A 24,649-nucleotide genomic window follows, 5' to 3' on the forward strand; every position below is an offset into this window, starting at 1 on the left:
GCTCTCGACGACCCGAACGGGCTAGTGCGCAAGCTGCCAGCGCAGCACGGGGTGGGTCGAGCCAGCCGGCATCGCCCATACGCCGTTCGGACCCATGTCGTAACCGGCAAAGCTGGCGGGGGCGCTCATCTGCGCGGTGGTGAACCCGTTCGACGGCGGCAATGTTCCGCCGCTCAAGGCCTGGCCCGTCGTTTCCGTGTTCCAGTGGACGTCCGGCGCGAGGGTGCCGGAACCGAACGCGATCACGCCGTGCGTCGGCATCAGCCGCGTCTGAACCGCGCCGGTGGCGAACGACTGGCTGATCGTCCCATCGTTGATGCCAACCAGCCCGCCGCCGAATCCCGTCGAATAGGTCGGACTGACGCTTCCGGTCGCATACGACTGCGTGATCGAACCCAGGTTGTAGCCTACGAGCCCGCCGTTCGCGTCAGAGCCCGATACGGAAGCACTGCTCCACGAGCGTTCGACAACGCCCTCGTTGCGTCCCGCCAGCCCGCCGAACGTGGTGCCTTCCTGAGTCGGTTCCGACGCCACGCCCGTGGTGTGCGCCGCCGTGATCAGGCCTTCGTTGAGGCCGGCCAGGATGCCGCTGCCGAGAAAGCTGGTTCCGACCGAACCGCTCTCCACACCCACGTCGCGCAGCACGCCTGCCTGTCCGACCACACCGAATAATCCAGCCGAGTAGTCGTGACTGAAATCGGCGATCTGGACATTGGCGTTGAGCACGCTATGCCACATGCCGTCGAACTGGCCCGTGAACGGCGTCGTGTGGTTGCCGATCGGCGCGAGCGTGACGCCCGCGGCGTCCACGTCCTTGCCGAGCGCGTAGTGGCCCGCGAGGTCCTGCGCAATGTTTTCCAGGTCGGTGACGTTGTTGATCAACTTGTACGCGGTGATCTGCGTGATCTGGCCGCTGCCCGGCGCGCGGGTCCACGCCGGATTGGCAAGCACCGTGCCCGCGTTGTAGGTGCCGTTCATGTCGTAAAGCGCATTGACGATCCCGGTGCTGCGCGACCAGTCGATGACGCCGTGGTTGACGACTGCGCCGCCGTTATCGAGGCTCGCCGCATCCGCTCGCAAGGTCAGGTTGCCGCTGCCCCGATTGCCGATGGTCGCGTCCTGGCCGACCGTCAGCGTGCGATACGCGGCGAGCGTGAGCGATGCGCCTCCGTGCCAGGTGATCCCCGAATTCACGTTGAGCTCGCCGCTATTGCCGTTTGCGCCCGTCGTTTGCAGCTCGACTGACGTACCTTTGGCGAGGCTCCTGGAAAGGGCGCGAGCCGCGCTGTCGTCGACCGTGAAGCCCGCTGTCGATATGTTCCATTGACCTGCCTTCACCGACGTGCCGCCGGCGGGGAAGGTGACGGTGTCCGCACTCATGTCGACGGTGCCGCCGGCCGCCTCGATGAAGCCGCCGGGCCGTACCTCGCCATGACCGCCAACCAGCCAGACGTGGCCGTCGCGCGTGGCGGTGCCGGTCGCACGAATGGCTTCGTGATTGCCGGCGAGCGCGTAGATGTTGCCGTCCATCGCCTGCAGGTTGACCTGAGCGGCCCGAATCACGCCGTTGTTCTGCAGCGTGCCGCCCGTGCCCGCCTGCACGAACACCTGCTTGCCCGACGAGGAATCCTGCAGCAGCACCTGCTGCGCGACGGCCAGTTCGGCCGTGCCGTTGGGCGCGCTGATGGTGCCGCTGTTGATCACCTCGCTGCGCGCGATGAGAAAAACGTCGCCGCCGCTGGACGCAATCGTGCCGAGATTGACGATGCCCGCATCGGCGTCGCCGGAGAACATCAGCGGGCCGCCGTTCATGAAGGCCGCGCTGTCCACGTCGAGCGTCGAGGCGACAAAGCGTCCGTGGGTGGAAATCACGCCCTTCGGTCCGACCAGAACGCCTTGCGGGTTGATCAGGTAGACACTGCCGCTTGCGGTGAGCGTGCCGAGAATCGCCGACGGCGAGCCGCCCGTCACGCGATTGAGCGTGGCGCCCCCGCCGTTGGCGAATACGACATGGTTTTTGCCGCCGATCGAAAAGCTGTCCCAGTCGATCACGCCGCGGCTGGAAGTCTGGTTGATCGTCAAGGTGGCGCCGCTTGCGCCGATCGATCCGGTTCCGCCGGCGAAGTGCCCGCCGGCCGGCAGCGCGCCGGCCGCTCGCGCAGGCTGTGGTGTGACGCAGCACAGGACGGCGGCAACAACGGGGAGCAACGCGGCGAGCGCGTTGCGGCGACGTAAAGGTCCACATACAGGTCCAGCATGTGATACCGGCGAAACATGGTTCATCACGTCTCCTTGTCGCCTGTGGATCGTGTCGCTTGCCGCGCTGGACGTGCAAAGGGCGGGAGTTTCAGCTTCCCGGTCGCGTTAGTCCAACCGCCGCACGTCCACGGGATTATCTACGACGAATCCGGGCATTGCAGCCTGTCGTGCGGATCCAGCACCGACGTTTTCGGCCTAAACATCTGCGGAATAGGACATGCGCCGGCCTCCTTGCTGACCCTCGGGAAAGCCCGCAGCCGTTCTGCGATGGCGGGCGTCGTGATTCGCGCAACGCAGCGCAGCATTTCCAGAGCCGATGTCGACGCCAGTCCGCCATATCGCAGCAAGCATAAAGTTGTCCGCGGGATTGTCGATAGAAGGGCAGAGAGCATGCCGCCCGCGCTGATCCGGCGCGCTGCAAGAAAAGCAGTCGCAAGAGACTGCTACGAACGAGAGAGAGAGAGGGCCGATGACTGGGATCTATAACCCGCTGCTGGTCTGGCTGTCGCTGGTGGTGGCATTTCTCGCGTCCTATACGGCCGTGGAACTGTCCGCCGGCCTGAATGCGCTCGCCAGCGCGAAACGGCGGCCGCCCTGGCTCGCCGGCGGCGCATTGTCGATGGGCCTCGGCATCTGGTCGATGCACTTCATCGGCATGCTCGCCTTCACGCTGCCGGTGGCGATCGGCTACGACCTTGTCATCACCACCGCGTCGCTGATTCTCGCAATCGGCGTGTCGCTGATCGCGCTGGCCACCGCGAGCCGAGGTGCGCTGTCCCGGCGCCGCCTGTGCGCCGCCGGAACAATCATGGGCGTCGGCGTGGCCGCCATGCACTTCACCGGCATGCAGGCAATGCAGATGTCGCCGACCATCGACTACACGCTGTGGCGAGTTGCGCTCTCGGTGGGCGTGGCGATTGCCGCGTCCATCGCCGCGCTCTGGCTCGCCTTCACACTGCGCAGCTCGGGCGTGCAAAACCGCGTGGTCAAGCGGCTCGGTGCGGCCTTCATCATGGCGATGGCGATCACCGGCATGCACTATGTCGGCATGAGCGCGGCCAACTTCGCCGCCGGCAGCCTTTGCCTGTCCGGCGATAAGCTCGACGCCAACTGGCTCGCGCTGATCGTCAGCGCGACGTCGTTCATCGTGCTGGTCGGCACGCTCGCCTTTCTCGGCTTCCATACGGGCAGCCTGACCGTGTCGCTGAAGCGCGCGAACCGGCAACTGCACTATCTCGGTACGCACGACGCGCTGACGAATCTGCCGAACCGTCAGCAGCTTTCGCTGCACATCGCACGGGCGGTCGCCGAATGCGCGCGCCGTGAAACGTCGTTCGCCGTGCTCTTCATCGATCTCGACGGCTTCAAGGCGATCAACGACTCGCTCGGCCACGCCGTCGGCGACGATCTGTTGCAGGTGTGCGCCGAGCGATTGAGTCAGGACTTGCGTCAGACGGACATGGTCGCGCGGCTCGGCGGGGACGAATTCGTGATCGTGGCCGAGGCGTCGTGCGCCGAGGCGAGCGCCGCCGGCGTGCTGCGGCGCCTGAGCGAGGAGATCGTTGTCGACGGGTTGCCGCTGCGCGTGAGCGCGAGCATCGGCATCGCCTTCCATCCCCGTGACGGCGGCAATGCCGACGAACTGCTGCATTGCGCGGACGCCGCGATGTATGCCGCCAAGCAAAGCGGGCGCAACACGTTCTGCGTGTTCGAGCCGCACATGAACCAGACCGCGCTCAAGTCGCTGATCCTGCAGCGCGACCTGCGCCGGGCGTTGAGCGATGGTGAACTCAGCGTGTCGTTCCAGCCGAAGTTCCGCGTGGCGTCGCAATCGGTGACCGGCGTCGAAGCGCTGATCCGCTGGCGTCATCCCGAACTCGGCGAGATTGCTCCGCTCGAATTCATCCCGCTCGCGGAACGCTCCGGCCTGATCGTCGACATTGGCGACTGGGTACTGCGCGAGGTTTGCCGCAACATCGTGCTATGGGACGCGCAAGGGCTGCCCGCGATTTCCGTCGCGGTGAATCTCTCGCCGATCCAGTTCAACGTGCCGGACCTGGTGGCACGCATCGACGCGCTGCTTGGCGCGGCCGGCGTCGATCCGTGCCGCCTGATGTTCGAGATCACGGAAACGGCGGCCATGCAGAACGTCGAGAAGGCAAGCCGCACGATCGAAACGTTGCAGTCGCACGGCTATACCGTCGCCGTCGACGATTTTGGCACCGGCTATTCGAGCCTCGGCTATCTGCAGCGCTTCAGATTCGACCAGATCAAGATCGACGGCTCGTTCATGCGCGACCTCGACGCGGGCGGCGAGCGCGGCGGCGCGTTGCTGTCGGCTGTCGTGGCGCTCGCGCGCGCGCTGCGGATCGAGGTCGTCGCGGAAGGTGTCGAGACGGAGTCGCAATTCCACGCGCTCAGCGAGCTGGCCTGCGATCAGGTGCAGGGCTTCCTGTTGAGCCGGCCGTTGCCGGCCTCGGAGTTTCTGGCCTTCCTGCGTGGTTCGGCGGACCGGATCGTCGCCGCCGGCAACGTCTGCGCTGCGCCCGCCGTATGAGGCGCGCGGGGCCTGGCCGCGCAGCAAGCGGCCAATTTTTACCTGGTATCTTTTAGCGTGGCTGCGCGCGATGCGGCCGCGCCGGGCAGGTTCTTCAACACTGCTGCAAAGCGCGTATAAAATCGCACGCATGCGCCCTTTCCCTCATCAGCAGCGGGAGCCCGAGCTTCCGCTGCATACGCCAAGCGTTTCGTCGGTGACGTTGGCCGCGGTGATCGCCGCGATCAGCTGGGTCGCCCTCTTCGCGCAAGCCAATGTCACGATCGATCGCACGCTCGCCCGCGGGCTGACCGTGTTCGACGGCCTCGCTCGCATGAGCAGCTATCTCACGAATCTGACTGTGCTCGCGTGCGCGATCTGCTTCACCTGCGTGGCGCTGCGTAAGCACCGTTCGCCGCTCGTGCGGTTTTTCCGGCAGCCCACCGTCGTGACGGCGGTGGTCGTGTACATGGTTTTCGTCGGGATCGCGTACAACCTGCTGTTGCGCGGCTGGTGGTCGCCTGCGCCGCTCAGACGGCTGCTCACCGAATCGCTGCACAGTGTGCTGCCGATGCTCTGCGCGCTCTACTGGGTGCTGTTCGTGCCGCGTTTTCATTTGCGGTGGCGCCACTGTCTGTTGTGGCTGATCTATCCACTGACGTATCTGGGCGTCACGTTCTGGCGCGGCAGTCTGTCGGACTTTTATCCCTACCCTTTCATCAACGTCGATGAACTCGGCATCCGGCACGTGGTGGTCAACTCCGCGCTGCTGTTCGGCGGCTTTCTGATGTTGATGGCGGTGTTCGTCGGCATCAATTCCCGGCGGCGACGCTGACGCCTCATTTCCACTGCCCTCAATCTGTTTGCGGTGCGGGCGCGCTTTTTGCGCGCTGTTTGCTGGACGTAAGCGGCCTCCGGCGCGGGGCGGCCTGCGCGACCCTTGTGTGTGACGGCGTTGCAATTGCAGCGCGCTCGCACGTAAATATGACAACGGGAGCACATTCGTATGGACACCAATTCAGCGGAAGGCGCAGTGAAGGAAGTCGCGGGTAAGGTTCAGGGCGCGGTCGGCGAAGTACTCGGCGATACCGGTACGCAAGTGGCCGGCAAGGCTAAGGAACTCAGCGGCAAGGCGCAGCAACTTTGCGCGAGCACGACGAGTCTGGTGCGCGACACGACGGCCGAAAGCCCCTTTACCACCATTGCGGTGGTCGCGCTCGCGGGATTTGTCGCCGGTGCGATCTGGTCGCATGGCCCGGCGAATCGCGACTATCGCCGGTAGTCGATAAGCACGGTTAGACCGGAGTGACGGGCGATCTGCCTGGACGGAGATCGCCCGATCCGTGTGGAGGCGATTCTTTCGGATCCAGAGGCGTTTCTTCTGGATCGCCCCTTTGCTGCGCATCTGTGAGTCGCTTCTGGGAGTCGCGTGCGTTGTCTCGCGGCTGGTTCCGTGGTGCCTCGTTCCGACTGGCCTCTGATTCACTCGCCGCTCGTCACTACCCGCCCTTCTTCTTGCGCCCGCTACCCATCTCCAGTTCCACCCACGTCGGTGCGTGATCGCTCGCGTGCGGTTCGCCGCGCACCCAGCGGTCGACGCCCGCGTCGCGCAAACGCGGTGCGAGCTCAGCACTCAACAATAGATGGTCGATTCGCAAGCCCGAGTTCGTCTCCCAGTGGCGGCGAAAATAATCCCAGAACGTGTAGACCCGTTCGTCGCCGAAGTGCGTGCGTAGCGCGTCGGTCCAGCCTTGCGCCAGCAGCCGCCGATAACGTTCGCGGCTCTCCGGTTGCAAGAGCGCGTCCTTGAGCCATGAACGGGGGTTATAGATGTCCTCGTCGGTGGGCACGACGTTGAAGTCGCCCGCCAGCACCACCGGATGGCCGCTCTTGAACAGCTTGGCAGCATGCGTGATGAAATGATCGAACCACGCGAGCTTGTAGTCGAACTTGGGGCCCGGTTGCGGATTGCCATTCGGCAGATACAGGCAAGCCACCAGTACGCCGCCGGCCGCCGCCTCCAGATAACGGCTGTGCGTATCGACCTCGAAGCCGGGCAGACCGCGGCGGTTCTCGAGCGGTGCATCGCCTTTCGACAGAATCGCCACGCCGTTCCATGCGCTCTGTCCTTGCCAGATGGCACCGTAGCCCGCGTCGCGCAATTGCTCGACAGGAAACGCGCTGTCGACCGCCTTGAGTTCCTGCAGACACACGATGTCCGGCGCTTCACGCTCCAGCCATTGCAGCAGTGCGGGCAAACGCGAACGGATACCGTTGATGTTGAACGTCGCAATTCGAAGCTTCGCCACGGTGTGTTCTCCCTGGGTCTGTTCTTCCTGTCACGCGCTCCGTTCTGCCGCGACGTCGCACCACTCGATCGCCCACGACCTCGCGCATGCAATGGCATCGGCTTCGTTGGCGAAGGAATCGATGTCGCCGGAATCGTGCGACTTCACATGCTCGTTTTTTCGCGGCACGTGCGTGATTTTCGCTCTCGCGTAGTAGACGCCGTCTTCCGCATGGCGTGCGCGGCAATCGATGTGGAAATGCCTGTAGTCGAACTGCATGGACTCTCCTGTCGACCGGAGTTAGCGCTTTAGCTGTCGACCGGAGTTAGTGCTTCAGCACTTACTCCGGTCCCATGCAACGCACTTACTCCGGTCCCACGCAACCTGTTGCAGCCAACACGCACAATAGTTGCTCTGATCGAATTAAATCTATTCAGCGGTAGCATCGGCCGTACCTGGCCGGATGCAATAAGCGAAGCCGCGCGCAACGCCATCGCACCCGGAACAGGCACCTCTCAATTCGGCACGTTCACCGCCCCACCCGCCGCCGTAATCGCATTGCTCCCCGGGCTCGCCGCAATCGCCGGCAAATTCGCCGCGCTCAGCGCGGGCGCCGCGCCAGCCACACCGCCACGCGGTGTCGTGTGAATCACCTGCGACGGCGGCAGCGGCGTGCCGCTCTTCAGGTGACTCCACATCAGATTGAGCGCCTGCAGATTGTAGTAATGCAGCGGCACGAAACGCGTATCGAAACCGGCCACACTGAGAAACGCGTCGAAGTGCTGAGCATTCGTCACTTCGTAGAACGACAGCTTGCTCGCCCCCCCCTCGATCAGCTGATTCATCCCGAGGTACGGCCGCGACGCGTGATTGATCGGCACCAGAGCATCCGCGCGGCCCTGCACGATGATCGTCGGCTTGCCATGCAGATTCGCATTCACGCGGACGGCGTCCACACTGCCGGTCAGCGCGCCGCCGGTCCACAGCGCACGCAGACACGCCGCTCCCGCGTAGCTCGCATCGGCGGTCGCCAGCCGGTGATCCGCCGCGCCGAATGCCCCTGCGTTATAGACGAGATTGATGCCATTGGTCGGCGGCACACCGTTGCCGTTGCCGAACACCGTGAGCATCGGCGATACGCCCGGCGTCACACCCGCTGCCCCGGCCGCACTGGTCGTGCCGAAGCTGAAGTTGCAGAGGTTGTCGGCGACACTGGCGCGCGCGTACGCATTCGCATAGGTCGCAGCGACGGCGGGCACGGCTTGCGAATCCCACATCGGCGCGTGCAGGAGATCCGAGTCGGTCTGGTAGCCGCTCTGATGCAGCAGCGCGAGCGCGTTCACCGCCCTGGTCGTCACATCCGTTCCCGCGATCACACCAGCGACCGCGAGCGACGCACAGCGTGCGACGCGGATCGCCGTGGTGGTCGTGGTCGGCAACGTGCTCAGATACGGCGCGCCGGCGGCGGCGGGCGCGAGCGCGGCGCACGGCTGCAACAGGTTGGCGAGCGTCATGTAGTCGGCAAGCGGCTCGCCGACCGCGCCGACCGGCACGCCGCCCTGCTCCACCGAGACTTGCGTGCCAACCCGCAAATTGATCTGCGGCTCGCCGACCACCACCGCGGTGATCAGGCCGGACGTATCCTGCTCCGCCGCCGCGAGCGACGCGCCGCCGCCATTGCTCACCGACGCCGCAATCGTCGTGATGCTGCCGCTCGCATAACGCACGGCGCGTGCGGAGCCGTTCAGCGCGCCGTACGAATCGTTGAGCGCCCAGTATGCGAACTGGATCGCCTGCAAGGTATTCTTGCCCCAGTCCTGCTCCGGATTCTGCTGCGAGTGCGCGTGCTTGAACGCATAGCGATTGGGGAACTGCGTGTTGAACGAGGTGAGCGCGCTGCCGCTCAGGTTCGCGGTGAAGAGACTCGCTTTGCCGGCGGCCGACGCATCCTGCAACGTGCCGTCGATCAGCGTGACGCGATTGGTCGACAGTTCGTGCGCACCGTTGCCGCTGCCCTTGTCGGTATAGGCCACCGCGCAGCCGCGCTTGAGGCCCCACTCGCCAGCCGCGGAAATCGCGCCGTACACGCCGCGCGAACCCGACGACGTCGCCGTGACGATGCACGGCTGATCCGGATTGAAGCTCGCCGGAATCTGCACCAGCATGCTGACGTTCTGCGCGCCGCTGCCGTCGTCGGCGAACGCGAGGTACTCCTTGCCCGCGATCTTGCCTTCGCCCAGCGTGTCGTTGCCGTTCAGGTCGACGTTGGGTCCCCAGAAGCGTCCATAGCCGCCGTTCGCGCTCATGTCGACGAGCGCGCGATAGTTCGACCAGATCGCCACGCGCCGCAACTCGGCGGCCGTGGGCTGCGCAGGGTTCGCAATCGCCGGCACGGTGGCCAGCGCAAGGCCGCTCTTGCCGAGACCCGCAGTAAGCAGATCGTCGGTGTTGCCGTCATAGGACTGGGTGGTCACGGCGCTTTTGATGAAGCCGGGCAGCACGTTGGCTGGCGGTGAAGGTGGAGCGTTGTTTTCATCGTCGCTATGGCAGGCAGTCAGCGCAATTGCCGCCATCATCACGACGGCCACGGTACGCATAGGCGAAGCAACGCGTGAAGCCTTACGCGAAGCCGGCCAGACTCTGATCGTTGAAGTCATTTTTGCTGTCTCCGTCATTTTCTAATACCGTTGTAGTTGCAACGGCACCGAAATTGCTGCGTCAGCTTTGTTAGAACGCGACGCTTCGGATACCGATGCATCGCTAGCCTGCATTGACCTTTCACTGGAGTCAACAGAACGTCATGTCCACGCATAACGAATGTCAGGATTCAGGCGCTTCAGACGCCACCCCACAGCAACCCGCACGCCGCCGCTTTCTGCAATCGGCCGCCGCCGCCGCGACGGTCGGCGCGGCGCCGCATCTGCGCGCACAAACCCAAACGCCGGCCGCGCCGCCGGCTCAACTCAACCAGGCCGTGCCGCCGCGCCCGGTCACACTGACCGTCAACGGCCGCGCCTATACGCTGCAACTCGAACCGCGCGTGACCCTGCTTGATGCGCTGCGCGAATACGCGGATCTGATGGGCACGAAAAAAGGCTGTGACCGTGGTCAGTGCGGCGCGTGCACGGTGCTCGTCGAGGGCCGCCGCATCAACTCGTGTCTGACGCTCGCGGTGATGCACGAAGGCGAAAACATCACCACCGTGGAAGGACTCGCGGCCAACGGCGCATTGAGTCCGATGCAGCGCGCGTTCATCGAACACGATGCGTTCCAGTGCGGCTACTGTACACCGGGGCAGTTGTGTTCCGCGACGGCTCTGCTGAACGAATTTCGCAACGGCACGGCGAGCACCGTGACCGCCGATGTCCGCAGCCGTCCCGCCCAACTGTCCGACGAGGAAATCCGCGAACGGATGAGCGGCAACATCTGCCGCTGCGGCGCCTACGCGAACATCGTGGCCGCGGTGCGTGCGGTGCATGAAGGCGGTGGCTCGAGCGGCGCCCCCCAACCCGGCAATGCCTGACGGAGCGACCAGCATGGATGCGATCTCTTACGAACGCGCCGGCGACGTCGCCAGCGCAGTGCGCGCGGTTCAGCAACCGGGCGCGGTCTTCATCGGCGGCGGCACCAATCTGCTCGATCTGATGAAGGGCGGTGTCGCGAGGCCGATGCGGCTCATCGACATCACGCACATCAGCGGACTCGATACGGTAACGACGCTGCCCGACGGCGGCATCCGCATCGGCGCGCTGGTGCGCAACAGCGATGCGGCGAACCATGCGCTGGTGCGCGAGCAATACCCGTTGCTGTCGCAAGCGCTGCTCGCGGGCGCGTCGTCGCAGTTGCGCAATATGGCGACGGTCGGCGGCAACCTGCTGCAACGTACGCGCTGCGGCTACTTCTACGATACGGCCTTCACGCAATGCAACAAGCGCATGCCCGGCAGCGGCTGCGCGGCGCTCGGCGGCCACAACCGCATGCATGCGATTCTCGGCGCGAGTGCCCAATGCATCGCGGTGAATCCTTCGGATATGAGCGTGGCGCTGGCCGCGCTCGAAGCGGTCGTGCGCGTGAGCGGTCCCAACGGCGAGCGCACGATCGCGTTCGCCGACTTCCACCGCCTGCCCGCCGACCGGCCCGACGTCGATACCACGTTGCAGCCTGGCGAACTGATTACGGCGGTCGATCTGCCGCCGCCGCTTTTCAGCGCACATTCCCATTATCTGAAAGTGCGTGACCGCGCCAGTTACGCATTCGCGCTGGTGTCGGTGGCCGCCGCGTTGCAGATGGACGGCGAACGCGTGAGGACCGCGCGCATCGCGCTGGGCGGCGTCGCGCACAAACCGTGGCGCGCGAGCGTCGCCGAACAGATGCTCAACGGTCAGCCGCTCACGCAGGCGTCGTTGAATAACGCCGCGGCCGCCGCGTTGAGGGACGCACGCCCGCAGCAAGACAATCGTTTCAAGGTGCAGCTCGCGCAACGCGCGATCGTGCGCGCAGTCAACCAGGCCGCCGGCCACGCGGGAGGTGTCGCATGAATCTGATCGGTCAACCGGTCGACCGCGTCGACGGTCTGCTCAAAGTCACCGGCGAAGCACGCTATGCCGCCGAATTCCCCGAAGCGCGTCTCGCGCATGCGGTGCTCGTCACCAGCACGATTGCGAGCGGCACGATCGCGTCGATCGACGCGAGCCGCGCGCAGGCGCTGCCCGGCGTGCTGCTCGTGATGACGTATCAGAACGCGCCGCGTCTGCCGAACGGCGGCAGGCCCGCGCTCGCGCCGCCCGCCGGCAGGCGGCTGTCGCTGCTGCAGGACAACCAGGTTCACTACAGCAACGAGCCGGTCGCGGTGGTGGTCGCCGACACGCTCGAACATGCGACCGACGCCGCGCGTCAATTGCGCATCGTCTATCAGGCGAGTGCCGCGACCGTGGACTTCGCGCAGGCCAAACCGAACGCGCACGCGCCGGACAAGCCGCAAGGCCGCCAAACCGACACGCAACGCGGCAGCTTCGAAGACGGCATGCAAAGCGGCGCGGTCCATGTGACTGCGACGTACACCACGCCCATCGAGCATCACAACCCGATGGAGCCGCACGCCACGATGGCGCGCTGGGACGGACCGCAACTCACGCTCTACGATTCGACGCAAGGCGTGAGCAGCGCCGCGCAGGCGGTGGCCAAGGTGTTCGGCATCGCGCCCGGCGACGTGCGCGTGATCTCGCCGTTCATCGGCGGCGGCTTTGGGTGCAAGGGCTCGTCGTGGTCGCATGTGTCGTTGTGCGCGATGGCGGCGAAACAGACGGGGCGTCCGGTGCGCCTCGTGCTTGAACGGCCGCAGATGTTCGGGCCGGTCGGCGCGCGTCCGCGCACCGAGCAGCACTTCACGATCGGCGCTCGGCGCGACGGCACGCTCACCGCCATGCGCCACGACAGCTTTTCCAACACCTCGACGATCGAAGACTGGACCGAGACCTGCTGCATGGTCACGCGAATGCTGTACGCGGTGCCCAACCAGGTGACGACGCATCGCATCGTGCCGCTCAATCTCGGCACGCCGACCTTCATGCGCGCGCCAGGCGAAACCACGGGTTCGTTCGCGCTCGAATCGGCGATGGACGAACTCGCGGCCGCATTGAAAATGGACCCGCTCGCGCTGCGCATCAAGAATTACGCAGAGGCCGATCCCCAGGAAAACAAGCCGTGGTCGGGTAAGTCGTTGCGCGAGTGCTATCAGATCGGCGCGGAGAAATTCGGCTGGTCGCGCAGAAGCGCCGCGCCACGCTCGATGCGCGCGGGCCGCACGCTGATCGGCATGGGCATGGCGACCGCGACCTATCCGGCCAACCGCAGCGAAGCGGCGGCCATCGCGAGGATTCTGCCGGACGGCACGGCGATGGTCGCGTCCGGCACCCAGGACCTCGGCACCGGTACTTACACGGTGATGACCCAGGTGGCCGCCGACGCGCTCGGCTTCGCGCCGGAAAACATCCACTTCGCGCTCGGCGATTCGACGCTGCCGCGCGCGCCCGTGTCGGGCGGCTCGCAGTCGGCGGCGAGCGTGTCGCCCGCCGTGCGCGAGGCGGCGAGCCAGGCGCGCAGCCAGTTGATCGCGCTGGCGCTGGCCGACCCGGCTTCGCCGGTGCACGGCATCGCGCTCGACGACATCACCGTGGATAACGGCTGGGTGGTGAGCCGCTCGCAGCCGGGCAAACGCGATCCGGCGGCCGCCATCATCGCGCGCTCGGGCGGCAAGCCGATCGAAGCGACCTCGACGGTCAAGCCCGGCGATGAGAAGCAGAAGTACTCGTTCCACTCGTTCGGCGCGGTGTTCGTCGAGGTGCATGTCGACGCCGAACTCGGGACGATTCGCGTGCCGCGGGTGGTCGGGGTGTACGACGTGGGCCGTGTACTCAATCACAAGACCGCGCACAGCCAGATGATCGGCGGCATCGTGTGGGGCATCGGCGCGGCGCTGCAGGAAGAGTCCACGGTGGACACGCGTTATGGACGCTTCACCAACGCGAATCTCGCGGAGTACCACGTGCCGGTGAATGCGGATATCGGCGCGCTCGATATCACGTTCATCGATCGGCCCGATCCGTATATCAACTCGCTCGGCGTGCGCGGGATCGGCGAGATCGGCATTACGGGCGTGCCGGCGGCGATCGCGAACGCGGTGTATCACGCAACCGGAGTACGGGTGCGCGATTTGCCGCTCACGTTGGACAAGGTGATGGGGACGGGCTGATCCTTTTGCGAGCGGCAGCGAGGGCTGCCGGTTGATTGTGACGGGCACGTGCGTCGATTTGAGTTTCGCCGATGCACGGGTGAGCCGCGCTCGTCAGTCGCCCCGTCGCCGCGACAACCTTCGCGCCGCACCAAAATGACGCGGCGCCGCGCTTCACGTCCGCCGGCCAGGTAGCGCGGCGAGGCGCCATGCACCCACATTGGCGCTTGCCTGCGACCGCGTTGCATCGCACAATCGGCTTCATTCCCTCCACCGGTGTCCGTCCATGGCCTACGCCTCGCTCGCCACTGGCGTGCTGCTCGCCGCCGGCTTCGGTTCGCGCTTCGATCCGGACGGCCTGCACAACAAACTCCTTGCCCGGATGCCCGATGGCACGCCGGTCGCGCACGAAGCCGCGCATCGGCTGCTACACGTCGTGACGCGCGTGCTGGCCGTAGTGCGACCGGGTTCGGACGCCCTCGCGCGTCTGCTGAACGACGCCGGTTGCGACGTGGTATTCGCGTCCGACGCCGAACGCGGCATGGGCGCGAGCCTCGCCGCCGGCATCGAAGCGAGCGACGACGCCGAAGGCTGGATCGTCGCGCTCGCGGACATGCCGCGCATCGCCACCTCGACGATCGAGACCGTGGCAATCACGCTCGACAAGGGCGCATCGTTAGTCGCGCCGTTTTATCGGGGACAGCGCGGGCATCCGGTCGGCTTCGGCATCGAGCATCGCGAGGCACTGCTGGCGCTCGACGGGGACACCGGCGCGAAATCCTTGCTGATGTCGCAGTGTGTGACAAAGGTGGAGGTCGACGACCCGGGGATCCTGCGGGACGTGGACACGCCGGAGGATTTGCGCAACGTCTAGCGTGAGTGAGCGGCGTGCAGGCGCCGCTCGTAGTGCGGCCTTGATCCCGGCGCGGGTTTGAGTGCATACTGTATATCCATACAGTATTTTTGTCCGCATGGGCTGCCGCTTCTCGTCGCGCGCCCACGGCGCGTCCGCATGAAGCGCATTCCGATCGAACCGTCTTTTGCCGCATGGCGCCGCACGGCGCGAGAGCTACTGCGTCAGGGTGCTGAGCCGGGGTCGATCGAGTGGGTCGAGGTTGAAGGCGAGATGGCTGGAGAAGGCGAGTCGGAGGCTGGGCGCGATGCGCGGCTTCCGGGTGCGGCCCAGACAACCGTAGATACCGCCGCCGCCCTCGACGCCCTGACCACCGCCCCTCCTCTCACGGCGCCCGCCATTCCCCGCGACCTCCTCGCCCAGTTGCAGACGGCGTCCTGCTTCCGCGCGCCGGATCGCTGGGCTCTGCTTTATCGCGTGCTGTGGCGTTGGACGCACGGCGAGCGCCACGTCGTCGATCCGGCTGACCCCGACGGCGCGCAACTCGCGCTGCGCGTGCAGTCGATCGAACATGAAACCGACGAGCTGCTGAGCTTCACTCGCTTCAGACTGCGCGATCCCTCGATGGGCCTGCCCGAATTCGTCGGCTGGTACGAGCCGCGGCACGATATCCTGAAGCGCGCCGCCGCGCGGTTCGCCCAACCCATGGGCGACTCCACGTGGATGCTAGCCACCCCGCACGGCGCGGTGTTCTGGAACGGCATGCTGTTGCGTATCGACCGGTGCGCAACGGAAGAAGACCAGCAGGCTGCGCAGGCTGTGCCGCCTGACGTCATGGCGGGCGAAGCCACCACCAGCGAGCCCGCCGAAGCACTCTGGCTCGCCTACTACGCAAGCGTCGTCAATGCGCTGCCGACGCCGGCGCGGCTCTCCTACTGGCGCACACCGCCCGCCGGTCCGCCGCTGCCCGCGCACCTCGCGCGCAAGCGCAGCCGTCTCGGCGCGCAAGCCGTCACTGTCACGGTGCCGCAGACGCCGCCGGTCGAATATTCAGCGCTCACGCCGCCCTTGCGTGAGGCGGTCGGCCCGCTCGCCGCGTGCCGGCGTTGCGCGCTGTGGCGCAACGCGAAGCAGGCCGTCGCGGGCGCCGGGCCGGCCCACGCGACGATCATGGCCATCGGCGAACAGCCCAGCGAATATGAAAACCAGCACGGCGAACCTTTTACCGGACCCGCCGGCCAACTGCTGGACGCGGTACTCGCGCGCGCCGGTCTCGACCGCGCGGCGCTGTATCTGACCTATGCCGTCAAGCATTACAAGTGGGAAACGCTCGACCAGCAGCGCGTCCACCGCACCCCGGAGCGCCGCGAGGTGGAGGCTTGCCGGCACTGGCTGGAACAGGAACTGACGCGCGTCGCGCCGCGCGTGATCGTGACGCTCGGCGCGACCGCGCTGAAAGCGCTGACCGGCGCGCACGTCAATCTGTCCGAATATGTCGGGCAGACCATTGCTCATCGCGAACGCCTGATCGTGCCGACGTGGCATCCGGTGTATGCGCTAAGAACGGCAGACGCGCGCTTGCGCGCGGACATCGTGGAGAGCATCGTGACGACGTTTCGCCGGGCAGCGGCGCTGGCGGTGGGGGCGAGTAGTTTTTCTGATCCGGATGAAACGGTCAGAAAAAGGTGCGATTGACTCCCTGCAAACGGGCTCATGGGCTGACGCGACAGGCCGCAGCAGCAGCGCGATGCCCGGGCACTTTCCTCGCGCGAGTCGCATGCCGATGCGTACCGCCTTATCCCGCCAACGAAAATCCCGCCTTCCACCGCCAACCGACGGTGAGTCAATTCAGGAGCCCCCACGCTCCCAACCGGTGAGCCTCTACGGGAGCCCGCCAAACACAGTCCAACACAGCCAGCCACACCCAGGCACACCCAGGCACACCACTTGCGGCCCCACAACCGCCGCGCAAGCCGCATCGATTCGGCCTAAGCTGATGTGAGCCCATGTTTTCCGCGCGGACCGGGCCCTGAGAGCTCTAGCTCACGCATTAGCCGGCCGCCCGCGCCCAACCCTACCGCCCCAATGAGCGAAACCAGCCCACGCCTGTTCATCGTCTCGCCCCATTTCGACGACGCCGTTTTCAGCTGCGGCGCATTGCTCGCCGCTCACCCCGACGCCTCGGTCTGCACGGTGTTCGCCGCGCCGCCGGAGCACGAGATGCATACCGAATGGGATCAGAAGTCGGGTTTCGCGAATGCCTACGAAGCCATCCACGAGCGCACGCTTGAGGACAACCGCGCGCTGGAGGTGCTCGACGCGATTCCGCTGCGCATGCCGTTTCGCGACAGCCAGTATGCCGACTCGCCGTCGATCAGCCGGATGGCGGCAATGCTCGAAGAAATCATTTATCGCAGCACCGCGAATACGCTGCTGATGCCGCTCGGCCTCTATCACGACGATCACGTGCGGGTCTTCGAAGCCTGCTGCGAAATCCTGCCGCGGCTGTCGCATCTGGTCTGGTTCGGCTACGAGGAAGCGATTCACCGGCGCACGCCCGGCGTCGTGCAGGCGCGCCTCGCCGATCTTGCGCAGCGCGGCATCGTGGCGACGCCGGCGCATCCGAGCGCAGCGCATACGATCGACGTCCAGCGCCGCGCGCAACTCAAACGCGAGGCGGTCAATGCGTACGCCAGCCAGTTGCGCGCATTCGGCGCGGGCAATTACGACGACGTTTTCGCCACCGAGCGTTACTGGCAGCTCAGCGTTGGCCGTCGCGGAAGAAAGTGACAACACTGAGCAGCGCGGCGCGCGGCAAAAACGCCTACGCTTGAAGATGATTGCCGGCGTCGGTTCGAGCGCGGATTGTCCGAAGCGCTCGAACCGCATGCGTTTCAACTACAGGGTGATGCGATGAGCTACGACATGCATACCAGTCCAATTCCCGACCCCAATGCCGATCCGAACCGCGACCCGGAAGCCGACCCGCTGGTGCCGCCGTCGCCCGGCCATCACGTGGAGGAGCCGCAGCGGCCCGACGGGCCGCCTGACAAGGATCCCGTGTGACCGGGCGCATTGCATCGCGCGGTACGGCGCGGCGCGGTGAAAGCCGCCGCGCCCTGCACCGCGACGCCCGAATCAACGCGTCAGTTCGGTGAAGCCCTGCAGCAAACGGTCGATATCGGCGGCGTGGATATTGCCCATCGTCGAAATGCGGAACAGTTCGGCCGACAAGCCGCCCTGCCCCGCATAGATGACGAAGCCGCGCGCCTTCAGCGCGTCGTGCAATTGCGCATACGCGACGCCGTCCGGCAACCGGTACGCGCGCAGCACCACCGACGATTGCTCCGCTGGCAACACGCTGCGGATGCCCCGCTCGGCGAGCCCCGCCCGAGCCTGTTCGGCCAGCGCCGCATAACGCGCGTGACGCGCGCGCCAGCCGCCTTCGTCGGCGAGTTCGCGCAGCGCTTCGACGAGCGCGTAGTACGCGTGAACCGACGGCGTGAACGGCGTGTTGCGCTGATCCTGCAAACGCGCGAGCCGCCCGAGATCGAGGTAGTAGGTGCGGCTCGCCGCCTGGGCGAGCGCCACGCGCCGCACCAGCACGAACGACGCGCCCGGCACGCCGTGCAGACACTTGTTCGCGGTGGCCGCGACCGCGTCGAGACTCGCATCGGCGAAATCGATCGCTTCGGCGCCGAAACTGCTCACGCCGTCCACCAGTAGACGCAAACCGCGCGCGCGGCACAGCGCGCCGAGCGGCGCGAGGTCGTTCAGACGGCCCGTGGTCGTTTCGTGATGAATCACCGCGACGTGCGTGAACGCCTTGTCCGCATCGAGGCGTTCGGCGATCTTCGCGAGGTCCGGCGCGTGCATCCAGTCGTGCTTCAGCGATTCATGCGCGATGCCGTATTGCATGGCGATCTGCGAAATGCGCTCGCCGTACACGCCGTTTTCCACCACCAGCAGCTTGCCGTTTTGCGGCACCAGCGCGGCGCCCATGCTTTCGACGGCGGCCGTGCCGGAGCCGGTCATCAACACCGCCTGCCATTCATTCGCATCGAGACCGTACAGATCGACGAGGCGCGTGCGGGCATCTTCCTGCAAGTCGAAAAACTCGCTTTCGCGATGGCACAGATCCGTCTGCAACAGGCTATGGCGAACACGTTCGGTGAGCGTCACCGGACCGGGATTGAGCAGCAGCATGGGCGCTCCTTTACTGTGATTTCAAGCGGCGCCGATGTGGCGCATCAGGCGCGTCTTCACATCGGGCGGGGTGATGGTGGGACGCGGCAGGCCGTCCGGCGTGCCGCGGTGAATCGCGAGGCGCACGAAGCGCGGGCCGTCGAGCGGCGGCGCGTCGAAGACCTGATCGAGCACCGCTGCGTTGTCGCTTTCGACCGCCGACGCATAACCGCACGCCGCGGCCACACCCGCGAACGACACTTGCGACGACACCGTCGCCTGGCCGCCGGTCGAATCGTGCGCGCCGTTGTCGAGCAGCACGTGCGTGAGATTGCCCGGACCGTAAGCGCCGAGCGTCGCGAACGCGCCCATGCGCATCAGCGCGGCGCCGTCGCCGTCGAGCGCGACCACGTGCAGGTCGGGACGCGCGAGCGCGAGCCCGAGCGCGAACGGCGTCACGCAGCCCATCGAGCCGACCATGTACAACTGGTTCGGCCGGTCGTCGATCGCATAGAGTTCGCGGCCGCAAAATCCGGTCGACGCGAGCACCACCGTCGATTCGAGCGGCGTGTGCGCGATGACCTTCTGCAACGCGTCGTGACGCGAAGCCAGTTCGCCCGCCGCGACGTCATGGAACTGCGAGCGCGGCGCCACCGGCGCACGGCGCGTACTCGCGCCGCCGGCTTTCAACTCGTACGGCGCCACGCTGCCCTTCTGCATCACGAGCGCATACGGGCGGCCGGTTTCGTCCATGTGCGCGATCGCGCGATCCAGCGCCGGGCCGATCGCGTCGGCCTCGGTCGGGAAAGTCTCCCAGGGAATCTCCATAGTCTCGAGCATCGCGGGCGTGACCGGACCCATCAGCGCGTGCTGCGGTTCGTCGGCGACACCGGGCTGGCCGCGCCACGTGACGATCAGCAATTGCGGCAGACGGAAGGTCCACGTGAGCGACGTAAGCGGGCTCACGGCGTTGCCGAGGCCGGAGTTCTGCATCATCGTGATGCCGCGCCGGCCATGCTTCGCGCCGAGCGTGACGCCCGCGATCAGCGCGACCGCATCGCCTTCGTTGGCCGCCGACACGTAGTGCAACGACTCGTCCTGCAACACGTAGTTGATGAACGGCGTCAGATACGAGCACGGCACCCCTGCGTACCAGTCGAAGCCGCGCTCACGCGCCGCCTCGACAAACTGTGCGGCTTCGATCATTGCGCCGCTCCGTTCGCGGCGCTCTTCGCCGCGCTTTGCATCGCGCTGCCGCCCGCCGCCGCGAATGGCGCTTGCGCATGCGCGAAGTCGCCCGCACGGCGGAAGTCGTCCAGATCGTTCACGCCGCGCCAGTGGCCATGCACGTATTGCACCTCGATCGATTCACCCGCTTCGATCAGCGCGTTCAGCAGCGCGGGCATGTCGAGCGAAGCGAAATCGGCGCGCGCCTGCAACCGGCTCATCACCGCCTGCAGACGCTCGCGGCCTGCGTCGCGCACGTTCAGCAGACCCACCCAGCGGCCATGCGGCGCTTGCGCGGCAATCTCCGCCGATGCGTTCTGCCCGCTCGACACATGGCGCAGCACGACCTTGTTGCCGAACAGTCCGCGATCGTCGGCGGCCGAGCACCACGCGAAATCGCGCACGCTGGCGTTTTCCGTATCGGTCAGCGACGAATCCACCACGACGCTGAACGCCGCTTCGCTCTCCACGAGGTCGCGCAGGATGTAGCTGCGGAACAGCAGATCGCCGTACGAGACGACCGTATCGCCGCTCAGCTTGTCGAGCGCGCACGCGAGCGACGCGAGTTCGCCGGTTTGCGCATGCTGTTCGTTGACGACGAGCTTGATGCCCGCCGTTTCGATCGCATCGGCACGATAGCCGCCGACCACGGTGATGTCGTTGACGCCCTGCTTCTTGAACGCGTCGACGAGCCAGCGCAGCAGCGGCTTGCCCGCGATCGGCAGCATGACTTTCGGCCGGTCTTCGGTGACGGCTTCGAGGCCCTTGCCGCGGCTCGCGGCGAGCACGACCGCGGCGCCGGCCGCGCGGCCGCTCGACAGATAGCGGTCTTCGGCTTCGGAATATTCGTCGGCGTCCTGCAAACGGAAAATTTCGTTGACGGCGGCAATGCTGTCTTCGACGTTCACGAGGGTCTGGCTCGAATGAATTTCCTTCGCGACGGCCTGCATCGCCGAGGTCGCCGAGCGGATCAGATGATTCGCCCAGATCACCGTGCTGATGCCCGCTTCGCGGAACACTTCGGTCGGCGTGCTGTAGTACTTGGTCGGCACGATCACGAGCGGACCACGGCCGGCCCATTCGCGTGCGAATTCGAGAATTTCATCGGGACGCGAGAGCTTGCTGTGAATCAGGATCGCGTCCGCACCGGCTTGCCGGTAGGCTTCCGCGCGGCGCAGCGCCTCGTCCATGCCCCAGCCCGCGATCAGCGCTTCGACGCGCGCGACGATCGAGAAATTTTCGTCGGACTGCGAGTCCTTGCCGGCTTTGATCTTGCCGCAGAACTCGTCCATATCGGCGAGCGGCTGCGCTTCGCCGTTGATGAAGCTGTTGGTCTTCGGGAATTGCTTGTCTTCGATACAGACGCCTGCAATGCCGCGCTGTTCGAGCTTGCGCACGAGGCGGCGCACGTTGTTGAAGTTGCCGTAGCCGGTGTCGCCGTCGAGCAGGATCGGCAGATCGCTCGCGTCGGCCATGAATTCGAGCGTGTCGACAACCTGGGTCCAGCTTGCTTCGTTGTTGTCGCGCACGCCGTATTGCGCGGAGATCGCAAGCCCCGAACCCCAGATCGCCTTGAAGCCGGCTTCACGGACGATTCGCGCGGACAAGCCGTTATGGGCCTCCATCATGAATTCGAGTTCGTTGCTAAGGAGCATCTGGCGCAGACGTGCGCTGCGGGATACGGAGACGAAGGCGGGTTGGCGGGCGTTCATTTTCTACTCCTGATAGCGGGCTTATTGGTGCTCTTATTGCCCGCCTGGCGACGGGAAAATCGCGACTATAGCGGAATTTTTATTTATTCGTCTTTTCGATGACAGCGCGTTTTTCTGCGTTGCCGTTAAGTGGAAAAATGTGTCTTTTTTTGCGTTTTCCGCAATACTGCAGCGGGTTTTGGATTTGATTGGCGTTTTGTGGCGGTTTGACGCGCTTTCGTGGTGAGCACGGGGTTGGCGCCGGGCCGGCCTGTTTCAGGCTTTACCTGAGTCATTAATAGCCGTAGCGGGTCGCTTTTTTATATCGCTTGTTATTGACGCAGACCGATTAATTTCATGACCGCGCTCTCAAGTCGTCATTGGCATTAAACGACGCGAATAACAATAAGCCGGCAATGGAAAATCCAGATTAAAACCGTCGCGGATCGCGCAGTGAAAGCTGCCGCCCGGGCGAGCCAAACGGCTTATAGATCAGACGAATAACAACCTGAAACAACGGGTTTCCCCTGCCTGCGGAGCACACCGTGTTGCGCCGTAAACAACGTTAGCGACAAGCTAATCGCTGCCAGGCAAACTCAACTCCGCCCGATCACCTGCAAAAGCCACTCTCATTGCTATGACTCTGAACAAAAAACTGACGTCCATGATCGCCGTGCTGTGGATCGGCCTGATCCTGATCGGCGGCTTCGGCGCATGGCAAAACCGCGCGTCGATGATCTCGGACCGCCGCGATCAATTGACCGCGCTGATCGACCAGGGCAACCACATCGTCGCCCATTACTACGCGCTGGCCCAGCAGCGCACCCTTTCCGAGACCGACGCCAAAAAGCAGGCGCTCGAGATGCTGGCGGCCATGCGTTACGGCAAGGACGGCTACATTTCCGTCAACGATTCGCAGCCGGTCATGCTGATGCACCCGTTCAAGCAGGAACTGGTCGGCAAGAACCTCGCGCAGTTCGCCGACCCGGCGGGCAACCATCTGTTCGTCGCGATCGTCAACGCGGGCAATCACGACGGCGGCGGCTTCGTCGACTATCTGTGGGCGAAGCCCGGCAGCGAGCAGCCGGTCGCCAAAACCAGCTACTCGATGCACTTCGCGCCGTGGGATTGGTATCTCGTCACCGGCATGTACATGGACGACGTGCAGAGCGCGTTCTACGCGAATCTGCTGCGCTGGCTCGCGATCACGGTGACGCTCGGCGCCGTTGCCACGGCCGTCATGCTGCTGGTGTTGCGCAGCATTCGCCGCTCGCTCGGCGGCGATCTCGAAGTGGCCGTCGAACATGCGCAACTGATGGCGCAAGGCAATCTCGCGACGCGCGTACCGGTCGGCCCGCACGACAACGGCAGCCTGCTGCACGCGCTACAAACCATGCAGGCCGGTCTCGTCGACACGGTGTCGCGCGTGCGTCTGGGCACCGAGAACATCAACATCGGCGCGACAGAAATCGCCGCCGGCAATACCGACCTCTCGCAACGCACCGAGGAACAGGCTGCGGCGCTCGTCGAAACAGCGTCGAGCATGGATCAGATGACCGTCAACGTGAAGCAGAACGCGGACAGCGCGATGCAGGCCGCGCAGCTCGCCGGCCAGGCGGCGGACGTAGCCACGCGCGGCAGCCGCGTGGTCGACGACGTGGTCCGCACGATGGGCGAGATCACCGCCAGCTCGCGGCAGATCGGCGACATCATCGGCGTGATCGACGGCATTGCGTTCCAGACTAATATTCTCGCGCTCAATGCGGCCGTCGAAGCGGCTCGCGCGGGCGAACAGGGACGCGGCTTCGCGGTGGTCGCCGCCGAAGTGCGCAGTCTCGCGCAGCGCTCGGCGACGGCGGCCAAGGAGATCAAGGCGCTGATCGAAACCTCGACGAATACGGTCGAAACGGGCGCGTCGCAGGTCGCCAATGCGGGCTCGACGATGGGCGAGATCGTGCACTCGGTGCGTCGCGTCAACGAAATTCTCGAGGAAATCAGCCATGCTTCGCGCGAGCAGAGCGCGGGCATCGAGCAGGTCAATCGCGCGGTGGGCGAGATGGATCAGGTCACACAACAGAACGCGGCGCTCGTCGAGCAGGCCGCGGCCGCGGCTCATTCGCTGAAGGATCAGGTGGGTGTGCTGCGCGAGGCGATTTCCAGCTTCGCGTTGCCGGGTTGAGGGTGTTGGGGCCGGCGTGGCTGGCGTGGGTGGCTTGCCCGGCGCTCGCCACGTGCAAGCAGGATCGGAAGCCCATAAAAAAGAAGGCGCTCGACAGGCGGAGAGCGCCCCTTTAACACGCCGCGTCGGAGTCGACGCATCAATCGAACGAGCCAGCCGCGCGGATTTTTCAAATCCACGCGGCTTTTTTACGGCCATATGAGTGGCTGCCTCGCGTGGCGCATTGCGGTCTAGTTGCCTCGCATTCTGCCGACGTCCACCCCGCTCGACAACGCAACGAACTTGAGCCGAATTGGGTATCACCGGATTCGGCTTAACCGTTTTCAAACCAACAACACGCTTACGATAATCGCCGTTTTACAACGCGAGCCCCACAGCGGTCTTCGCCGACGAAGCCGCTCATGAGCGCGCTCCGTCAAGACTGGCCGTCATGCTGCTGCACCGTCCCCTCCCTGCTCGCCATCGCCGCGAAGCCGTGTCCGGCGTGCTGATGGGCATGCGCCGCAGTATGGAACGCCTGGGTTTGCGCCCCGTCGGCACCGTTGCCACGCTGGGCGGCGGCACGGTGCGAGACGTCTTGCCCGGTCACTCTCCACTTGCGTGGATCTCGCATACAGATTACGTTCTCATTACAATCGAGGCGGCCAAGGTCGTGACAGGCGTGCGGCATCGCGCGAGGACCGGCGTCGATCGTGATGTCG

General features: G+C 65.4%; 19 protein-coding genes and 1 pseudogene. 13 read left to right on the forward strand and 7 right to left on the reverse strand.

The features are described 5' to 3' along the window. Positions 1-21: 21 nt before the first annotated feature. Positions 22-2,283, reverse strand: coding sequence for a two-partner secretion domain-containing protein (locus PQQ53_RS26655; RefSeq protein ID WP_408327350.1), 2,262 nt, complete (start codon positions 2,281-2,283; stop codon positions 22-24). A gap of 445 nt (positions 2,284-2,728) precedes the next feature. Here PQQ53_RS26655 and PQQ53_RS26660 point away from each other — a divergent pair, with 445 nt between their 5' ends. From PQQ53_RS26660 to PQQ53_RS26670, 3 genes are all read left to right on the forward strand, one after another. After that, positions 2,729-4,816, forward strand: a complete 2,088-nt coding sequence (locus PQQ53_RS26660; RefSeq protein ID WP_408327353.1) for a putative bifunctional diguanylate cyclase/phosphodiesterase — start codon at positions 2,729-2,731, stop codon at positions 4,814-4,816. Positions 4,817-4,946: 130 nt separating this feature from the next. Then, positions 4,947-5,630, forward strand: coding sequence for a Pr6Pr family membrane protein (locus tag PQQ53_RS26665; RefSeq protein WP_408149034.1), 684 nt, complete (start codon positions 4,947-4,949; stop codon positions 5,628-5,630). Positions 5,631-5,801: 171 nt separating this feature from the next. After that, positions 5,802-6,077 (forward strand): CsbD family protein, encoded by a 276-nt coding sequence (locus tag PQQ53_RS26670; RefSeq protein ID WP_408149032.1) that lies wholly within the window; start codon positions 5,802-5,804, stop codon positions 6,075-6,077. Positions 6,078-6,294: 217 nt separating this feature from the next. Here the strand turns inward: PQQ53_RS26670 and PQQ53_RS26675 are convergent, their stop codons facing one another. The 3 genes from PQQ53_RS26675 to PQQ53_RS26685 form a co-directional block, all read right to left on the reverse strand. After that, positions 6,295-7,104, reverse strand: a complete 810-nt coding sequence (locus PQQ53_RS26675; protein ID WP_408149031.1) for an exodeoxyribonuclease III — start codon at positions 7,102-7,104, stop codon at positions 6,295-6,297. Between the two features lie 30 nt (positions 7,105-7,134). Continuing rightward, on the reverse strand, positions 7,135-7,362 hold the full coding sequence (locus PQQ53_RS26680) for a hypothetical protein (RefSeq protein ID WP_408149029.1): 228 nt from the start codon (positions 7,360-7,362) through the stop codon (positions 7,135-7,137). Positions 7,363-7,598: 236 nt separating this feature from the next. Beyond that, on the reverse strand, positions 7,599-9,659 hold the full coding sequence (locus PQQ53_RS26685) for a D-(-)-3-hydroxybutyrate oligomer hydrolase (protein ID WP_408327442.1): 2,061 nt from the start codon (positions 9,657-9,659) through the stop codon (positions 7,599-7,601). Here PQQ53_RS26685 and PQQ53_RS26690 point away from each other — a divergent pair. The 8 genes from PQQ53_RS26690 (at position 9,568) to PQQ53_RS26725 (ending at position 17,732) form a co-directional block, all read left to right on the forward strand. Beyond that, entirely contained in the window at positions 9,568-9,765 is a 198-nt protein-coding gene (locus tag PQQ53_RS26690; RefSeq protein ID WP_408149083.1) for a hypothetical protein, read from the forward strand. The two genes, PQQ53_RS26685 and PQQ53_RS26690, sit on opposite strands and share 92 nt — an antisense overlap. A gap of 118 nt (positions 9,766-9,883) precedes the next feature. Next, positions 9,884-10,606, forward strand: coding sequence for a 2Fe-2S iron-sulfur cluster-binding protein (locus PQQ53_RS26695; protein WP_408149027.1), 723 nt, complete (start codon positions 9,884-9,886; stop codon positions 10,604-10,606). A 13-nt stretch (positions 10,607-10,619) separates the two neighbouring features. Then, positions 10,620-11,621, forward strand: coding sequence for an FAD binding domain-containing protein (locus tag PQQ53_RS26700; protein ID WP_408149026.1), 1,002 nt, complete (start codon positions 10,620-10,622; stop codon positions 11,619-11,621). Then, the gene (locus PQQ53_RS26705) at positions 11,618-13,834 is read left to right on the forward strand and encodes a xanthine dehydrogenase family protein molybdopterin-binding subunit (RefSeq protein WP_408149024.1); all 2,217 of its coding nucleotides are present in this window, start codon (positions 11,618-11,620) and stop codon (positions 13,832-13,834) included. The genes PQQ53_RS26700 and PQQ53_RS26705 overlap by 4 nt, the downstream gene beginning before the upstream one ends. A 265-nt stretch (positions 13,835-14,099) precedes the next feature. Then, positions 14,100-14,687: a nucleotidyltransferase family protein gene (locus tag PQQ53_RS26710; protein WP_408156185.1), complete on the forward strand. Its 588-nt coding sequence runs from the start codon at positions 14,100-14,102 to the stop codon at positions 14,685-14,687. Between the two features lie 138 nt (positions 14,688-14,825). Continuing rightward, on the forward strand, positions 14,826-16,361 hold the full coding sequence (locus tag PQQ53_RS26715; protein WP_408327356.1) for a UdgX family uracil-DNA binding protein: 1,536 nt from the start codon (positions 14,826-14,828) through the stop codon (positions 16,359-16,361). Between the two features lie 390 nt (positions 16,362-16,751). After that, the gene (locus tag PQQ53_RS26720) at positions 16,752-17,456 is read left to right on the forward strand and encodes a PIG-L deacetylase family protein (RefSeq protein WP_408149019.1); all 705 of its coding nucleotides are present in this window, start codon (positions 16,752-16,754) and stop codon (positions 17,454-17,456) included. Between the two features lie 75 nt (positions 17,457-17,531). Next, entirely contained in the window at positions 17,532-17,732 is a 201-nt protein-coding gene (locus PQQ53_RS26725) for a hypothetical protein (protein ID WP_408149081.1), read from the forward strand. Positions 17,733-17,804: 72 nt separating this feature from the next. Here PQQ53_RS26725 and PQQ53_RS26730 read toward each other — a convergent pair whose 3' ends face one another. Genes PQQ53_RS26730 through aepX form a run of 3 tightly spaced genes read right to left on the reverse strand, consistent with a single transcriptional unit; the run spans position 17,805 to position 21,790 of the window. Beyond that, the gene (locus PQQ53_RS26730; RefSeq protein WP_408327359.1) at positions 17,805-18,872 is read right to left on the reverse strand and encodes a 2-aminoethylphosphonate aminotransferase; all 1,068 of its coding nucleotides are present in this window, start codon (positions 18,870-18,872) and stop codon (positions 17,805-17,807) included. 21 nt (positions 18,873-18,893) lie between these two features. After that, on the reverse strand, positions 18,894-20,057 hold the full coding sequence (gene aepY, locus PQQ53_RS26735) for a phosphonopyruvate decarboxylase (RefSeq protein ID WP_408327361.1): 1,164 nt from the start codon (positions 20,055-20,057) through the stop codon (positions 18,894-18,896). Further along, positions 20,054-21,790 carry a phosphoenolpyruvate mutase gene (gene aepX, locus PQQ53_RS26740; protein ID WP_408327364.1) on the reverse strand — a complete coding sequence of 579 codons (1,737 nt, stop codon included), beginning with the start codon at positions 21,788-21,790 and terminating at the stop codon, positions 20,054-20,056. The genes aepY and aepX overlap by 4 nt, the downstream gene beginning before the upstream one ends. Before the next feature lie 616 nt (positions 21,791-22,406). On the opposite strand from aepX, the gene PQQ53_RS26745 reads away from it, so the two are divergent. After that, complete coding sequence (locus tag PQQ53_RS26745; RefSeq protein WP_408149011.1) at positions 22,407-23,948, forward strand: methyl-accepting chemotaxis protein; 1,542 nt, start codon at positions 22,407-22,409, stop codon at positions 23,946-23,948. A 430-nt stretch (positions 23,949-24,378) separates the two neighbouring features. Then, positions 24,379-24,594 (forward strand): annotated as a pseudogene (locus PQQ53_RS26750) (TRIC cation channel family protein); the annotation flags it as partial. Positions 24,595-24,649 lie beyond the last annotated feature (55 nt).

Origin of the sequence: Paraburkholderia strydomiana, assembly GCF_046030495.1 — a bacterium.
Taxonomy (GTDB): domain Bacteria; phylum Pseudomonadota; class Gammaproteobacteria; order Burkholderiales; family Burkholderiaceae; genus Paraburkholderia; species Paraburkholderia strydomiana_A.

Bases quoted from the DNA above. Each gene is read 5' to 3' on its own strand.
- PQQ53_RS26655 (WP_408327350.1), bottom strand. From the start codon at position 2,283: ATGAACCATGTTTCGCCGGTATCACATGCTGGACCTGTATGTGGACCT.
- PQQ53_RS26660 (WP_408327353.1), top strand. From the start codon at position 2,729: ATGACTGGGATCTATAACCCGCTGCTGGTCTGGCTGTCGCTGGTGGTG.
- PQQ53_RS26665 (WP_408149034.1), top strand. From the start codon at position 4,947: ATGCGCCCTTTCCCTCATCAGCAGCGGGAGCCCGAGCTTCCGCTGCAT.
- PQQ53_RS26670 (WP_408149032.1), top strand. From the start codon at position 5,802: ATGGACACCAATTCAGCGGAAGGCGCAGTGAAGGAAGTCGCGGGTAAG.
- PQQ53_RS26680 (WP_408149029.1), bottom strand. From the start codon at position 7,362: ATGCAGTTCGACTACAGGCATTTCCACATCGATTGCCGCGCACGCCAT.
- PQQ53_RS26690 (WP_408149083.1), top strand. From the start codon at position 9,568: ATGAAGCCGGGCAGCACGTTGGCTGGCGGTGAAGGTGGAGCGTTGTTT.
- PQQ53_RS26685 (WP_408327442.1), bottom strand. From the start codon at position 9,659: ATGATGGCGGCAATTGCGCTGACTGCCTGCCATAGCGACGATGAAAAC.
- PQQ53_RS26695 (WP_408149027.1), top strand. From the start codon at position 9,884: ATGTCCACGCATAACGAATGTCAGGATTCAGGCGCTTCAGACGCCACC.
- PQQ53_RS26700 (WP_408149026.1), top strand. From the start codon at position 10,620: ATGGATGCGATCTCTTACGAACGCGCCGGCGACGTCGCCAGCGCAGTG.
- PQQ53_RS26705 (WP_408149024.1), top strand. From the start codon at position 11,618: ATGAATCTGATCGGTCAACCGGTCGACCGCGTCGACGGTCTGCTCAAA.
- PQQ53_RS26710 (WP_408156185.1), top strand. From the start codon at position 14,100: ATGGCCTACGCCTCGCTCGCCACTGGCGTGCTGCTCGCCGCCGGCTTC.
- PQQ53_RS26715 (WP_408327356.1), top strand. From the start codon at position 14,826: ATGAAGCGCATTCCGATCGAACCGTCTTTTGCCGCATGGCGCCGCACG.
- PQQ53_RS26720 (WP_408149019.1), top strand. From the start codon at position 16,752: ATGAGCGAAACCAGCCCACGCCTGTTCATCGTCTCGCCCCATTTCGAC.
- PQQ53_RS26730 (WP_408327359.1), bottom strand. From the start codon at position 18,872: ATGCTGCTGCTCAATCCCGGTCCGGTGACGCTCACCGAACGTGTTCGC.
- aepY (WP_408327361.1), bottom strand. From the start codon at position 20,057: ATGATCGAAGCCGCACAGTTTGTCGAGGCGGCGCGTGAGCGCGGCTTC.
- aepX (WP_408327364.1), bottom strand. From the start codon at position 21,790: ATGAACGCCCGCCAACCCGCCTTCGTCTCCGTATCCCGCAGCGCACGT.
- PQQ53_RS26745 (WP_408149011.1), top strand. From the start codon at position 22,407: ATGACTCTGAACAAAAAACTGACGTCCATGATCGCCGTGCTGTGGATC.